We start from the raw sequence: 15351 nt of genomic DNA, 5'->3' as shown, positions 1-15351 counted from the left end.
TCCAGGAAAGGGAGTCCGGCGTTCCGCGGCACTTTTCCGCAATCGGTGACCCTCATGGCGAGCTCGAGCTTGTGCCGGATTCCGGTCTGTATACGGAAAGGCGCACGGGGATTCGCCGTCACGGAAAGTCCCTCGTACGGCTGGCTTATCCGGGTCACCGTCACGGGCGGGCCGTAGCGCGCGGTCACCGCCACCGTGAAGCGGAAGGCGACGGCGGGCTCACCGGCGGGGAGCGGACCGACGTAGGCGAAGTGGACCGTCTGGGACGGGGGTGGCGGCTCCGCCGGGGGCGGGACCTCGGGGCGGGTGGCGTGCAGGAGGACCCCGGCGGCCGCGAGGGCGGTGACCGCGCAGGACGCGAGGAGGGCCCGGCGGTGCCGTGCGCACCACCGCACGACGTGTCCCCGTGGACGCCCGGTGACCGAGGGGGCCGGCGCCGGCTCCCACGCGCGCGTGCCCTCGCCCGGCTCGACCGGGCCCACGCCGCTCAACTCCACGGCCCCGCGGTGGGAATGCCGTCGCGGTACCGCTCGGCGCAGCGCTCACGTGCCTGACGCCCGATCAACTGCTCGGCCGCCGCCCGGCCTTGGCGCCGCCGCTCGGCGCGGGCGGCGTCGACGACGTCACGCAGGATCTCGTACTGCCCGTTCGAGAGGCCCATCGACTGGTAGTCGCCGTACGTGCCGTCGTCGAGGACCTCCCGGGACCAGTGGGTGATGATCCGGGCGCACACCTCGGCGGGCGGGGTGGTGCGCGGGGAGGCCGCGGCGGGCGGTACGGCGGGAGAGCCGGAGGCCGGACCGGCGCAGCCCGTCAGGAGCGCGCCGGTCAGCAGTGCCGGCCACAGGGCCGTCGGTCGGGTGGGTCTTCCCGCTGCCATGTGCCGACGCTACGGCGCCGCGTGCCGGACGGGCAACGGCACGGGAGCCGGGACGTGTCAGCCCGCCGTGCGCACCCGGTCGGCGTCCTTCGGGCCGGCGTCGCGCAGCAGGCACGTCAGCCGGGCGGTGCACACCCGGCGGCCGTCCTCGTCGCTGATCACGATCTCGTACGTGGCGGTGGAGCGGCCCCGGTGCACGGGCGTGGCGACGCCGGTCACGAGGCCGGAGCGGACGCCGCGGTGGTGGGTGCAGTTCAGGTCGACGCCCACGGCGATCTTGGAGATGCCGCCGTGCAGCATGGAGCCGACCGAGCCCAGGGTCTCGGCGAGCACGGCCGACGCGCCGCCGTGCAGCAGGCCGTACGGCTGGGTGTTGCCCTCGACGGGCATCGTGCCGACGACCCGGTCCGCCGAGGCCTCCACGATCTGCACGCCCATCCGCGTGCCCAGATGCCCGGCGGAGAACAGGGCGGGCAGGTCCACGCCGAGTGCCGCGTACTCGTCGATGACCTCTTGCGGGAACTTCACCTGGTGCTGCTCGCCCATCGGGACCGGCTCCGTTTCGTCTTCGGCGTCCTCGTCGGCGTCCGTGTCGCCGGACGCCCCGTCGTCGGGCGCGCCGCGATCCGGCGCGCCCTGCTGAGCAAACGCTCAGTCGGTCGCCGATTGTTCCAGACGGACCACGACCGACTTGCTGGCCGGGGTGTTGCTGACGTCGGCGGTGGCGTCCAGCGGGACGAGCACGTTGGTCTCGGGGTAGTAGGCGGCCGCACAGCCCCGCGCGGTGGGGTAGTGCACGACCCGGAAGCCGGGCGCCCGCCGCTCCACGCCGTCGGTCCACTCGCCGACGAGGTCGACGTACGACCCGTCGGCGACCTGGAGTTCGCGGGCGTCCTCGGGGTTCACGAGCACGATCCGGCGGCCGTTCCTGATGCCGCGGTAGCGGTCGTCGAGGCCGTAGATCGTGGTGTTGTACTGGTCGTGCGAGCGCAGCGTCTGCAGCAGCAGCCGGCCCGCGGGCAGCTTCGGGAACTCCACCGGCGCGGCGGTGAAGTTGGCCTTGCCGGTGGCCGTGGGGAAGCGCCGCTCGTCGCGCGGCGCGTGCGGCAGCGCGAAGCCGCCGGGACGGGACACGCGCGCGTTGAAGTCGTCGAAGCCCGGTATCACGCGCGCTATCCGGTCACGGATCGTGGCGTAGTCCTTCTCGAACTCCTCCCACGGCGTGGCGCTCTCCTCGCCGAGCACCCGGCGGGCCAGCCGGCACACGATCGCCGGCTCGGACAGCAGATGGCCGCTCGCGGGCTCCAGACGGCCGCGGGAGGCGTGCACCATGCCCATGGAGTCCTCGACGGTCACGAACTGCTCGCCGCCGCCCTGGAGGTCGCGCTCGGTGCGGCCGAGGGTGGGCAGGATCAGCGCCCGCGCGCCGGTGACGACATGGCTGCGGTTGAGCTTCGTCGACACGTGCACCGTGAGGCGGGCGCGCCGCATCGCCGCCTCGGTGACATCGGTGTCCGGGGAGGCCGAGACGAAGTTGCCGCCCATGGCGAAGAACACCTTCGCCTCGCCGTCGCGCAGGGCCCGGATCGCCCGTACGACGTCGAAGCCGTGCTCGCGCGGGGGAGCGAAGCCGAACTCCCGCTCCAGGGCGTCCAGGAAGGCGGGTGCCGGGCGCTCGAAGATGCCCATGGTGCGGTCGCCCTGCACGTTCGAGTGACCGCGCACGGGGCACACGCCCGCGCCGGGACGGCCGATGTTGCCGCGCAGCAACAGGAAGTTGACCACCTCGCGGATGGTGGGCACGGAGTGCTTGTGCTGGGTGAGTCCCATGGCCCAGCAGACGATGGTGCGCCGCGAGGCGAGCACCATGTCGAGCGCCTCCTGGATCCGCTGCCGGTCCAGGCCGGTCGCGGTGAGCGTCTCGTCCCAGTCGGCGGCCCGGGCGGCCGCGGCGAACTCCTCGTAACCGTGCGTGTGTTCGCGGACGAACTCCTCGTCGACGGCGCCCTCGGTCTCGACGATCAGCTTGTTGAGCAGGCGGAACAGGGCCTGGTCGCCGCCGATGCGGATCTGCAGGAACAGGTCGGTGAGGGCGGAGCCGCTGGTGAGGCCCTTGGGCGTCTGCGGGTTCTTGAACCGCTCCAGGCCCGCCTCGGGCAGCGGGTTGACACTGATGATCCGCGCGCCGTTCGCCTTCGCCCGCTCCAGGGCGGAGAGCATGCGCGGGTGGTTGGTGCCGGGGTTCTGGCCGGCCACGATGATCAGATCGGCCTGGTGGAGGTCGTCCAGCAGGACGCTGCCCTTGCCGATGCCGAGGGTCTCCGACAGGGCCGAGCCCGACGACTCGTGGCACATGTTCGAGCAGTCGGGCAGGTTGTTCGTGCCCAGCTCGCGGGCGAAGAGCTGGTAGAGGAACGCGGCCTCGTTGCTGGTGCGCCCCGAGGTGTAGAAGACCGCCTCGTCGGGAGAGGCGAGGGCGGTGACCTCCTCGGCGACGATGTCGAAGGCGCGCTCCCAGGAGACCGGCTCGTAGTGCTCGGCCCCCTCCGGCAGGTACATGGGGTGCGTGAGACGGCCCTGCTGGCCGAGCCAGTAGCCGCTGCGGTGCGCGAGGTCCGCCACCGGGTGCGCCGCGAAGAACTCCGGGGTGACCCGGCGCAGGGTGGCCTCCTCGGCGACCGCCTTCGCGCCGTTCTCGCAGAACTCCGCCTTGTGGCGGTGGTCCGGCTCCGGCCAGGCGCAGCCGGGGCAGTCGAAGCCGTCCTTCTGGTTGACGCTGAGCAGCGTCAGCGCGGTACGCCGCACACCCATCTGCTGCTGGGCGATGCGCAGGGTGTGCCCGATCGCCGGGAGCCCGGCCGCCGCGTGCTGCGGTTCGGCGACCTGCGGCGCGTCCTGAACCGGGTCGGCCTTGGGCGGCTTCGTTGCCATCGCCCGCTCTCCTTCGCCTAGCACGTGTGAGCTATGTCTCCGATCCTCGCACGTGGCGATGACAGCGGGGGAGGCCGGTCCCGGGGAACGCGATCACCCTCGCCCCGGTACCCGGCAGGGCCCGGCCTCCCTCTCCGGTACGCGGCGGGAGGCCGGGGCCGACTGTCGGTGGGGCGTGGCAGGATCGGGGACGTGGCAGAGACAGCAGCGAAGAAGACCGACAGCACCTCCGGCGACAGCCGCCCGCGCCTGATGCTCATGGACGGGCACTCGCTGGCGTACCGCGCGTTCTTCGCGCTCCCCGCGGAGAACTTCACGACCGCGACGGGCCAGCCGACGAACGCGATCTACGGCTTCGCGTCGATGCTGGCCAACACGCTGCGCGACGAGGCGCCCACGCACTTCGCGGTGGCCTTCGACGTCTCCCGCAAGACCTGGCGCTCCGAGGAGTTCACCGAGTACAAGGCGAACCGCTCCAAGACCCCGGACGAGTTCAAGGGCCAGGTCGAGCTGATCGGCGAGCTGCTGGACGCGATGCACGCCCCGCGCTTCGCGATCGACGGGTACGAGGCGGACGACGTCATCGCCACGCTCGCCACGCAGGCCGAGGCCGAGGGCTTCGAGGTGCTGATCGTCACCGGCGACCGCGACTCCTTCCAGCTCGTCTCCGAGCACACGACGGTGCTCTACCCGACGAAGGGCGTCTCCGAGCTGACCCGGTTCACCCCGGAGAAGGTCTTCGAGAAGTACGGATTGACGCCCGCCCAGTACCCCGACTTCGCGGCGCTGCGCGGCGACCCGTCGGACAACCTGCCCGGCATCCCCGGCGTCGGCGAGAAGACCGCCGCGAAGTGGATCAACCAGTTCGGTTCCTTCGCGGAACTGGTCGAGCGCGTCGACGAGGTCAAGGGCAAGGCCGGGCAGAACCTGCGCGACCACCTGGAGGCGGTGAAGCTGAACCGCCGGCTCACCGAGCTGGAGCGGCAGGTGGAGCTGCCGAGGACCGTCACCGACCTCGCGCGCGCGCCCTACGACCGCAAGAGCGTCGCGATGGTGCTGGACACCCTGGAGATCAGGAACCCCTCGCTGCGCGAGCGGCTCTTCGGCGTCGACCCGGGCGCCGAGGAGGCCGAGACGACGCCGGTCGTCACGGAGGGCGTGGAGCTGGACGGCACGGTGCTGGGCACGGGCGAGCTGACGCCGTGGCTCACCGAGCACGGCACGGGCGCGCTCGGCGTCGCGACCGTCGACACCTGGGCCCTGGGCGCGGGCTCGGTCGCCGAGGTGGCGCTCGCCGCGCCCGGGGGAGCGGCCGCCTGGTTCGACCCGGCCGAGCTGGACGAGGCCGACGAGAAGGCGTTCGCGGCCTGGCTGGCCGATGCCGGCCGGCCCAAGGTCTTCCACAACGCCAAGGGCGCCATGCGGGTCTTCGCCGAGCACGGCTGGACCATCGAGGGCGTCGCCATGGACACCGCGCTCGCCGCGTACCTGGTCAAGCCGGGACGCCGCTCCTTCGACCTGGACGCGCTGTCCCTGGAGTACCTGCACCGAGAGCTGGCCCCCGCCGCCGCGGCCGACGGACAGCTCGCCTTCGGCGCGGACGACGGTGCCGAGGCCGAGGCGCTGATGATCCAGGCCCGTGCCGTGCTCGACCTGGGCGAGGCCTTCGAGGGCCGGCTGGCCGAGGTCGGGGCGGCGGACCTGCTGCGCGACATGGAGCTGCCGACCTCCGCCCTGCTGGCCCGGATGGAGCGCCACGGCATCGCGGCCGACCGCGCCCACCTGGAGGCAATGGAGCAGATGTTCGCCGGTGCGGTGCAGCAGGCCGTGAAGGAGGCGCACGCGGCGGCCGGGCACGAGTTCAACCTCGGCTCGCCCAAGCAGCTCCAGGAGGTCCTCTTCGGTGAGCTGGCGCTCCCGAAGACGAAGAAGACCAAGACCGGCTTCACCACCGACGCCGACGCCCTGGCCTGGCTCGCGACGCAGACCGACAACGAACTGCCGGTGATCATGCTCCGGCACCGTGAGCAGGCGAAACTGCGGGTCACGGTCGAGGGCCTGATCAAGACCGTCGCCGGTGACGGCCGGATCCACACCACGTTCAACCAGACGGTCGCCGCGACGGGCCGGCTCTCGTCGACCGACCCCAACCTGCAGAACATCCCGGTCCGCACGGACGAGGGCCGGGCCATCCGCCGCGGCTTCGTCGTCGGCGAGGGGTACGAGTCGCTGATGACGGCCGACTACAGCCAGATCGAGCTGCGCGTCATGGCCCACCTGTCCGAGGACGCCGGCCTGATCGAGGCCTTCACGTCCGGGGAGGACCTGCACACCACGGCGGCCTCGCAGGTGTTCGCGGTCGAGGCGACGGCCGTGGACGCGGAGATGCGCCGCAAGATCAAGGCGATGTCGTACGGCCTGGCGTACGGGCTGTCGGCCTTCGGCCTCTCCCAGCAGCTGAACATCGAGGCGGCGGAGGCCCGCGCCCTGATGGACGCGTACTTCGAGCGGTTCGGCGGCGTGCGGGACTATCTGCGCCGCGCCGTCGACGAGGCTCGGGCGACGGGGTACACGGCGACGCTCTTCGGGCGCCGGCGCTACCTGCCGGACCTCAACAGCGACAACCGCCAGCGGCGCGAGGCGGCCGAGCGGATGGCTCTCAACGCGCCCATCCAGGGCACGGCGGCCGACATCGTCAAGATCGCGATGCTCAAGGTCGACGACGCGCTGCGCGAGTCCGGGCTCCGGTCCCGTCTGCTCCTCCAGGTGCACGACGAAGTCGTCCTGGAGATCGCCCCCGGCGAGCGCGAGGCGGCGGAGGCGCTGGTCCGCCGCGAGATGGCGGGCGCGGTGGAGCTCCGGGCACCGCTGGACGTCTCGGTCGGCGTGGGACCCGACTGGGAGTCGGCAGCGCACTAGCGGCCCACCGCAGCCTCCGGCGCGTCTGCCGGAGGCATCGTTCGCGTGCTGCGGCTGCCTGCGCGGAGGGCCCGCCCTGTATTCCCGCCCGGAAGGGTCGTCCGGCGGCGGCGTCGGGCGCCCGTGCGGGGCCCCGCCCCGGACCCCGCTCGGGTTGTCCGGCGGCGGCTCCCGGCCGCCCCAGCGGGGCTCTGCCCTGGCTCCCCGCTGGGTGGGTTGTCCGGCGGCGGCTTGCGGCCGCCTGCGCGGGGGTTTCGCCCCGAACCCCGCCCGGAGGGTCGTCCCGCGGAAGCTTCCAGCCGCCCCAGAACCCCGCCCGGGTCGTCCGGAGGCGGCGTTCGGGCCGCCCGTGCGGGGCCCGCTGCCTCAGAACCCCCCCTCGGGTCGTCCGGCGGCTGCCGTCGAGCTGCCCGCGCGGGGCCCTGCCCCGGACCCCGCTCGGGTCGTCCGGCGGCGGCGTCGGGCTGCCCGTGCGGGGCTCCGCCCCCAGAGCCCCGCCCGGTCGTCCCGCGGCGGCCCCCGGCCGCCCCAGCGGGGCTCCGCCCGGAGCCCCGTTCCTCGCCCCCTCCTCGGAGAGGCCTTCACCCGCGTGGCCCCCGCGGAAAAGCCCCGCGGTGCTCGCGCCCGTCAAGATGCCGCCATGGGTATACGCATGCTCAGCCGCCGGACGGCCCCGGCTCAGCCCCCGCCCGCGCCCCCGCCGCACGCACCCGGCGCAAGCACCGCCCGCATCCCTCTGGGCCCGGTGAGGGCCCTGTGCCACGCCGCGGGGGATCTCCGCCGCCGCGCCGCCGTCGACTGGGAGAGACGCAAGACCGCCGCCGTCCGGCCCTGCGACACCGCTGCGTGGCGCCTGTGGGCCGACCTGGCCCGCAGCTACCTGGCCCTCTGCCTCACCCTGCTGCCCCGCGCCCCGCGCCCACCACGCACGTTCACCGTGTTCGTCGCGCCACTCCCCACCGCCGCGGGAGTGATCAAGCCCCCTGACGGCTCCGGTCCCGCTCCCTGCCGCCGCCTCCCGAATCGCTAGCGGCGCGAGCCGGCCGCCACAGCCGCACGGCCACCGCGTACGCGGGTACCGCGAGCGCGAGCCCCGCCCCGGCGCCGAAGCACAGCGTCGGGATCAGCTCCCAGGGCTTGGCCGAGGACCCCCAGTACGCCCACCACCGCGCCGCCCGATGGGCCGCCGCGAGCAGCGCGCACCCGCCGATCACCAGCGCGGCGAGCCACCGGTCCCGGGCCGGCAGCACGGGAACCCCCACCGGTTCGGCCGCGGGCGTCCGCCGCAGCGCCACCGCCACGAACACGGCGATCACGACGGCGGCCACCGCGGAACCGCCGTACTGGAGGATCCAGTACAGCGGCGCGCCCGCGATCTCCTCGCCCAGCACCGGGAACAGCCGCATCCCCCACCGGCCGGGATGCGTGAACGCGTCCCAGACGACGTGCGTGAGCCCGCCGAGCACGGCGGACACGTACCACCGCGCCACCAGAGCGGGCCGTACGCGCCCGCGCGGCGCCCCGCAGCGCACGAGCGCGGCCACCCGGCGCCGCCGGCGGCTCGGCAGCAGCGCCACCAGGGGTTCGCGCACCAGCAGCCAGAGCCACACCAGCGCCCAGGCGATGATCACGTCGACCGTGAACACCCCCGCGAAGGAGTGGGTCACCGCGCCGAACTCCATCGCGCCGGACAGCGCACTCGCCAGGTAATAGGTCATGTCGGGCGCGAAGGACCCGGCGACGAGCACGGCCGGCACCAGTGCGCCACGGCCGGTTCCGTCCGGGCGGACGACGGGCAGCACGGCTGCCGCATGACTGAGGGTGAACGGCAAGGGTGCTCCCCACGACGTGCGTTGACGTCCCAGTATCCGTGAGCGCACGTCGTCCCGGTGCGGGGCCGCGGCCCCAACGCCGTATGGCCAAGCGGTGAAGAGCAGGCGGGAACGGGTGACCGCGCGAACTAAGTTGCCGTAGGGTCGCACGGGTTGACGTTCGGGGAGTGCGGCGTCGACGGAGCGGTGGCAACAGGGCATATGCGGGCGACTCGGGCGCCCACGGGAGGGGTTCACTTCATGGCGGCGCATTTCGGCAGGAGGCTTCGCAAGGGCGCGGCGAACACCGCCGTCGCGGCGGCTGTGGCGGCGGCACTGGTCGCCTCCCAGGCCCCGGGGGTCGAGACCGACGACGCCGGCAGACAGAGCACCACCGGCACCCAGCCCTCGCCGGACACGGTCACGGACGAGAGCGCGACCGGCAACTCGCCGTACTACACGGACCTGCCGCCGCTGCAGAGCCCGAGTCCCGCGCCCACCGTCGGCCCCACCGCCGACCCGGCCGTCACGGGCGACGCCGCCGCGGGCATCCCCGCGACCGTCCTCGACGCCTACAAGAAGGCGGAGGCCGCCCTGGGCGAATCCAAGCCCGGCTGCAACCTGCCCTGGGAACTCCTCGCCGCGATCGGCAAGGTCGAGTCGGGCCAGGCGGGCGGCGGCAACGTCGACGCCGCCGGCAACACGATCACCCCGATCCTCGGCCCCGCGCTGAACGGCGAGGGCTTCGCGCACATCAGCGACACCGACAACGGCGCGTTCGACGGCGACCACACGTACGACCGGGCCGTGGGCCCGATGCAGTTCATCCCCTCCACGTGGGCCTGGGCGGGCCGCGACGGCAACGGCGACGGGGCCGCGAACCCGAACAACATCTACGACGCCGCCCTCGCCGCCGGTCACTACCTGTGCCGTTTCGGCTGGGACCTCTCCGCCGACGACGACCTGCGCCGGGCGATCCTCAGCTACAACAACTCCACGGACTACCTGAACACCGTCCTGTCCTGGCTGGAGTTCTACCGCAAGGGCACGCACGAGGTCCCCGACGGCACCGGCCCCCTGCCCGGGAACCGCAGCGACGTACCGGGGGCGAGCCCGTCGCCCACGCCGCCGCGCAACCCCGGGACCGGCTCGCACAGCCCGTCGCCCGAGCCGCCGTCGTCCAGGCCGCCGTCGGGCGAGCCCTCCACCCCGCCGGAGCCCAAGCCGCCGGTGACCCCGCCGACCGCCACCGACACGGTGCACCACCTGGAGGACGGGGGCACCGCGCAGCTCACGGCGATGGCGGGAGACGCGTTCGCCGAGCGGGTCAGCACCCGCGCCGAGAGCAAGGTGGGCAAGGGCGTCGCCAAGGTGCGGGTCCGCTTCACGATCGCCGGCGACACCGACGCCACCTTCACCGGCGGTGAGAAGGTCGCCACCGTGGTCACGGGCACCGCGGGTGTCGCCGTCGCGCCCGCGCTGAAGGCGGGCGAGAAGACCGGCTCGTTCACCGTGCGGGCCACGGTCGTCGGCCGGTCCGTCCCCGGCGTCGACTACACCGCGACCGTCACGGCCCGTGCCGCGGACGCCCTCGCGCGCACCGGTGACGCGCCCCTGACCTGCCCGGTGGGCGGCGAGTTCGCCGACCAGGTCGAGGTGAAGGCGACGTACCAGGGCGCCGCGGCGGACGGCGTGGCGGTCACCGCCACCCTCATCAAGTCGGTGCTCGACCCGACCGAGAACGACAAGGGCCCGTACTTCAAGGACGCCGAGGGCAATCCCGTGCGCACCCTCACGGGCCTGGAGACGGACGCGAACGGCCTGCTGAAGCTGCCCAAGCTGTACGCGGACGACAACGCGGGTGCGTACATGCTCCGCCTCACCACCGAGGGCGGAGCGACGCTGAACGTCCTGCTCGACGTGAAGGCGGCCGAGACGCCCTCGCCCAGCCCGTCCCCGAGCACCGGCGAGTCGGCGTCCCCGAGCGCCTAGCTCCCCGCTCCGCACGCACCCGACGGCGGCGCCCCTCCCGAAAGGGCGGGGCGCCGCCGTCGTGTGCGACGTGTTCTCTTCTCGCCCGCTCGTTGCTACGGTGCCGGATCTGACGAACTATCAGCTCCAGCTCGTCCGGAGGCACGCATGCGCGCCCTGATCGCCGCCGCGACCGGTCTCGCCGTCGCCGTCGCCCTGGTGCTCACGATCACGGCCATGGGCGCGCCGACGGGCGGGACCTCCCCGAAACCGCTGCTGACGACGGTGCCCGCACACCCGTGACCCCGGCGGAGGGAGACCGAGATGCGCCGCAGGACCAGCCTCGTACTGCTCGCCCTCGCCGTGTTCTTCGCGGCGCTCTCCCCCCTGCTGCGCTGGTACGCCTTCCCGCGCCTGGCCAAGATCCCGCCGAACCAGTACCAGGAGATGGTCCTGGAGGCGAAGGACGCCACCCTCCTCGACTACGGCACCATGCGGGCCCGCAAGGTCCCCGAGGTCACCATCGTGCAGACCCTCAAGGGCAACGTGGAGGCATCCGAGCGGATCGAACGGACGGCGGGACGCGACGTCGTCGTCTGGGACGGCCTGTCCTACGTCCAGGGCCCCGACGGCGAGATGGTCTCCCGGATCCCCGAGCGGTACATCTTCGACGCCCACACCCAGGAACCCGTCCACGCCACCGGGGAGATGGTCGACGGCGACCCCGTCCGGCGGGAGGGCATCGAGTTCAAGTGGCCGTTCCTGACGGAGAAACGGAACTACGAGTACTTCGACGCGCAGGCACGGGTCACCGCGCCCATCCACTACAAGGGCACCCGGACGTTCCGCGGCGTCGAGGTCTACTACTTCGAGCAGACGATCCCGTGGACGAAGGTCCCCTTCCCCAAGGTCATGCCCGTGGCGGGCATCACCCCCGAGTCCGTCGCCGCGACGGGCACGACGCGCTGGTACACCACGGTGCGCAAGTTCTGGGTGGAGCCACTGACCGGCGCCCCCGTCTACGGCGAGGAGATCCACAAGGAGGAACTCCGCGGCGGCACCCTGCTCGGCGACCGCGACAGGGTCACGGCGTTCGCCGGCCACGTGAAGATGCGCGAGGACTACATCGACCACACCGTGGACCTGGTCGACTCCAACCGCACCCTCGTCCTGCTGCTGACCTCGTACCTGCCCTGGGGCTTTCTGACGCTCGGCGTCCTGCTGCTCACCCTCTCCCTGTACCTGGAGGCCCGTGCCCGCCGCCCCGCCGGCCCCGCCCCCGGACGGACGACGGAAGCGGAACCGGTCACCGCCTGAGCCGCGCGTTGGTGTGCCGGGTGGGCTCGGCGGTGGCCGGGTCCTCGGGCCACGGGTGCTTGGGGTATCGGCCACGCAGCTCCGCCCGTACGCCCTTGTAGCCGTCCCGCCAGAAGGAGGCCAGGTCGGCGGTGACGGCGGCCGGACGTCCGGCGGGGGAGAGCAGATGCACCGTCACCGGGACCCCCGCGAGGACGGGCGACCTCTGCGCCCCGAACATCTCCTGCAACTTCACGGCCAGGACGGGCCGTTCGGGATCCCCGTAGTCCACCCGGATCCTGGACCCGCTCGGCACGGTGATCCGCTCGGGGGCGAGTTCGTCGAGCCGCGCCGCCTCCCCACCGGCCCAGGGCAGCAACCGGGCGAGCGCCTCCCCGGCGTCGATCCTGGCCAGATCACCCCGCCGCCGCGCCCGGCTCAGCTCGGGCTCCAGCCACTCCTGCACGCGCGCGTGCAGCGCCTCGTCCGACACGTCCGGCCACGGCTCCCCGAGGTGCGTCCGCAGGAAGCGCAGCCGCAGCCGCAGCACCTCCGCGTCCGGGGACCACCGCAGCAGCCCGAACCCCTCCCGCCGCAACCCCTCCACCAGCGCGTCCCGTACGAGGCCGGGGGCCGCCTCGGACAGCGGACGCACCGCCAGCTCCACCGCCCCGAGCCGCTCGACCCGCCGCGCGACGACATCGCCGTCGGCCCAGTGGACCTCCTGCGCCTCGGTGCGCAGCGCCCCCGCGGCCGAGCCGGCGATCCCCTCGTCCACCTCGGCGGCGAGCCGCACACGCGCGTGCCCCCTGCCCAGGGGCCGGTCGGCCACCGCGACCGCGAGCCAGGACGCGCCCCGCAGCGGTGAGGCCTCCCCGACCTCGGCCCGGGTCCCCGAGACCATGAGATACGACCCGCCCTCCGCCTTGGCGACCCGCTCGGGGAAGGCGAGGGCGGCGACGACCCCGGCGGCCACCGCGTCGACGTCCCCGTCCGCCGGCCGGGGGCGACGGGCGGGCGGTCCGGCTGACTCGCCGAGCAGTCCGCGCAGCCTGCGGACCTCGGCACGCCACCGGCCCGCATAGGCGTCACCGCCACGCCGCGCGGCCCGCAGGGCCGTGGCGAGATCGTCCCCGTACTCCCGAGGGGGTTCCTCGCTGAGCAGGGCGACGACCTCGGCGGACCGCTCGGCCCCGACCTCCGCGGCCGCGTCGAGCAAGGCGCGACCCAGCCGCGGGTGCAGCCCCAGCCGGGTCAGCCGCAGCCCCCGTTCCGTCGCCCGGCCGCCGGAGTCGACGGCCCCCACGGCGCGCAGCACGCCGCGCGCGGCCGCCATGGCACCGGCCGGCGGCGCGTCCGGCAACGCCAGCCCGGACGCCTCCGGATCGCCCCAGCAGGCCGCCTGGAGCGCGAACGCCGTCAGGTCGGCCACCCGGATCTCCGGCGCCGGGAAGCGCGGCAGACGCGCGTCCTCGGCCTCCGCCCAGCACCGGTACACGGCCCCCGGCGCCTCGCGCCCGGCCCGCCCCGCCCGCTGCCGCCCGGCCGCCTGCGAGGCCCGTACCGTCGTCAGCGCGCTCAGCCCGCGCGCGTGGTCCACCCGCGGCTCACGCGCCAGCCCCGCGTCGACGACCACGCGCACCCCGGGAACCGTCAGGGACGACTCGGCCACCGCCGTCGCCAGGACCACCCGGCGCCGGGCCCCCGCCGCCAGCACCGCGTCCTGCACGGCCGCCGGCGCCCGCCCGTGCACCTGGAGCACCTCGACGTCGCCCAGGTCCCCGAGCTGCCCGGCGACCCTCGCGATCTCCTCGACCCCCGGCAGGAAACACAGCACGTCCCCCGTCCGCTCGGCGAGCGCCCGCCGCACCACCGCCGCCACATGGCCGAGCAGCGCCGGATCGACCCGCATGCCGTGCGGCGGCCGTACGGGGCGCGCGGGCGGCGCCCACACCACCTCGACCGGGTACGAGGCGCCCTCCGCCGCGACCACGGGGGCGCCGCCGAGCAGCCGGGCCCAGCCCTGCGCGTCGGTCGTCGCCGACGCGGCCACCAGCCGCAGCTCCGGCCGCAGCGCCTCCCGTACGTCCCACAGGAACGCCGCCACCGTGTCCGCGTCCAGATGCCGCTCGTGGCACTCGTCGAGGATCACCACGTCGACGCCGCCGAGCTCCTGGTCCCGCTGGAGCCGTTGCAGCAGCACACCGGTCGTGACGACCTCCACGCGCGTGTGCGGCCCGACGACGCGTTCCCCGCGCACCGTGCAGCCGACGCGCTCGCCGACCTCTTCACCCAGCAGCCAGGCCATCCGCCGCGCCGCCGCCCGGGCCGCGATCCGACGCGGCTCGGCCACGACCACCCGCCGGGCCGTCCCCTCGCCGAGCAGCCCCGCCAGCGCCAGCGGCACCAGCGTCGTCTTCCCGGTGCCCGGCGGCGCGACCAGGACGGCCGTGCCGTGCCCGTCCAGGGCCTCGCGCAGAGGCGGGAGAGCGGTACGTACGGGCAGCGCGTCCAGGGCGTCGTAACGGATCACGCGCCCCAGTGTCGTACGACCGCGCGACCCCTCCCGCGCGCGGGAGGGGTCGGGCAGGAGGGAGTGGGTCTCAGTCCCGTTCGCACACGAAGATCGCCGTGCCGGGGATCAGGTTCCCGCGCAGCGGCGACCAGCCGCCCCACTCGGAGGTGTTCCAGGTCGGCCACTCCGGCTCCACCAGGTCCACGAGCCGGAACCCCGACGCCACGACGTCCCGGACACGGTCGCCGAGCGTCCTGTGGTGCTCGACGTACACCGCCCGGCCCTGGTCGTCCTGCTCCACGTAGGGCGTGCGGTCGAAGTACGACCCCGACACGCTCAGCCCCTCGGGACCGGGCTCGTCCGGGAACGCCCAGCGGATCGGATGGGTCACCGAGAACACCAGGCGGCCACCCGGCCGCAGGGTCCGCCGCACCTCGCGGAGCACCATCCTCGGGTCCGCCACGAAGGGCAGCGCCCCGTACGCCGAGCACGCCAGGTCGAAGGAGGCGTCCGCGAAGGGGAGGGCGGCCGCGTCGGCGCACACCAGGGGGAACGCCCCGCCGATGCGCAGCGCGTGCTGGAGCTGGCGGTGGGAGATGTCCAGGGCGACCGGGTGGGCGCCCTGCGCGGCCAGCCAGCGCGCGCACTGGGCCGCGCCGGCGCCGATCTCCAGGACGTGCTTCCCCTTGAGCTCCTCCGGCGGGCCGAGCAGCTCCGCCTCCACCTCGTCGAGCCCCTCGGGGCCCCACACGAAACGGTCGTCGCCGAGGAACGTGCCGTGCTCGGTCTGGTACTCGTCCGCGTTGCGGTCCCACCAGCCCCGGTTGGCCCGGGCGCTCTCCGTGACATCCGCGGTACGCCGGGTGGCTTCCGGCTCGAACGCTTCCGGCTCTTGGATGATCGGCTCCCTCGTCGTAATCTGCCGTCCAACCCGTCCCGGGGGTGTCACGGGAGGGGCGCTTCACGGCCCGCGTGGCCTCAGGCGACAGGTTTTGTGCCGGTTATGGGGTGATCCGCCCCGGGTGTGC

10 protein-coding genes are annotated in these 15351 nt (G+C 74.0%); 4 read left to right on the top strand and 6 right to left on the bottom strand.

Annotation, left to right across the window (positions count from 1 at the left end; translation table 11 throughout):
- Positions 1–487 precede the first annotated feature (487 nt).
- The 3 genes from ACIP2X_RS23705 to ACIP2X_RS23695 all read right to left on the bottom strand — a co-directional run bounded on the left by ACIP2X_RS23705 (position 488) and on the right by ACIP2X_RS23695 (position 3811).
- On the bottom strand, positions 488–880 hold the full coding sequence (locus ACIP2X_RS23705; protein ID WP_401676271.1) for a hypothetical protein: 393 nt from the start codon (positions 878–880) through the stop codon (positions 488–490).
- 57 nt (positions 881–937) lie between these two features.
- Complete coding sequence (locus tag ACIP2X_RS23700) at positions 938–1426, bottom strand: PaaI family thioesterase (protein ID WP_401676269.1); 489 nt, start codon at positions 1424–1426, stop codon at positions 938–940.
- 105 nt (positions 1427–1531) lie between these two features.
- Positions 1532–3811, bottom strand: a complete 2280-nt coding sequence (locus tag ACIP2X_RS23695) for an FdhF/YdeP family oxidoreductase (protein WP_401676267.1) — start codon at positions 3809–3811, stop codon at positions 1532–1534.
- A gap of 192 nt (positions 3812–4003) precedes the next feature.
- Here ACIP2X_RS23695 and polA point away from each other — a divergent pair, with 192 nt between their 5' ends.
- Positions 4004–6730 carry a DNA polymerase I gene (gene polA / locus ACIP2X_RS23690; RefSeq protein WP_401676265.1) on the top strand — a complete coding sequence of 909 codons (2727 nt, stop codon included), beginning with the start codon at positions 4004–4006 and terminating at the stop codon, positions 6728–6730.
- A 974-nt stretch (positions 6731–7704) separates the two neighbouring features.
- Here the strand turns inward: polA and ACIP2X_RS23685 are convergent.
- A complete protein-coding gene (locus tag ACIP2X_RS23685; RefSeq protein WP_401676263.1) occupies positions 7705–8562 on the bottom strand; it encodes a DUF4184 family protein in 858 nt (285 codons plus the stop codon).
- Between the two features lie 240 nt (positions 8563–8802).
- Between ACIP2X_RS23685 and ACIP2X_RS23680 the strand changes: the two genes are divergently transcribed.
- The 3 genes from ACIP2X_RS23680 (at position 8803) to ACIP2X_RS23670 (ending at position 11829) form a co-directional block, all read left to right on the top strand.
- The gene (locus ACIP2X_RS23680) at positions 8803–10533 is read left to right on the top strand and encodes a lytic transglycosylase domain-containing protein (RefSeq protein ID WP_401676261.1); all 1731 of its coding nucleotides are present in this window, start codon (positions 8803–8805) and stop codon (positions 10531–10533) included.
- Between the two features lie 147 nt (positions 10534–10680).
- Entirely contained in the window at positions 10681–10815 is a 135-nt protein-coding gene (locus tag ACIP2X_RS23675; protein WP_401676259.1) for an SPW_0924 family protein, read from the top strand.
- A 21-nt stretch (positions 10816–10836) separates the two neighbouring features.
- Positions 10837–11829: a DUF3068 domain-containing protein gene (locus tag ACIP2X_RS23670; protein ID WP_401676257.1), complete on the top strand. Its 993-nt coding sequence runs from the start codon at positions 10837–10839 to the stop codon at positions 11827–11829.
- On the opposite strand, the gene hrpB is transcribed toward ACIP2X_RS23670, so the two are convergent.
- Positions 11819–14341, bottom strand: coding sequence for an ATP-dependent helicase HrpB (gene hrpB, locus ACIP2X_RS23665; RefSeq protein WP_401676255.1), 2523 nt, complete (start codon positions 14339–14341; stop codon positions 11819–11821). The genes ACIP2X_RS23670 and hrpB overlap by 11 nt on opposite strands.
- Before the next feature lie 70 nt (positions 14342–14411).
- Positions 14412–15272 carry a class I SAM-dependent methyltransferase gene (locus ACIP2X_RS23660; protein ID WP_401676253.1) on the bottom strand — a complete coding sequence of 287 codons (861 nt, stop codon included), beginning with the start codon at positions 15270–15272 and terminating at the stop codon, positions 14412–14414.
- Positions 15273–15351 lie beyond the last annotated feature (79 nt).

This window comes from Streptomyces sp. NPDC089424 (genome assembly GCF_044749345.1).
Taxonomy (GTDB): domain Bacteria; phylum Actinomycetota; class Actinomycetes; order Streptomycetales; family Streptomycetaceae; genus Streptomyces.
The sequence above is the reverse complement of the archived record's forward strand: the minus strand, read 5'-3'. Positions and strand labels throughout refer to the sequence as shown.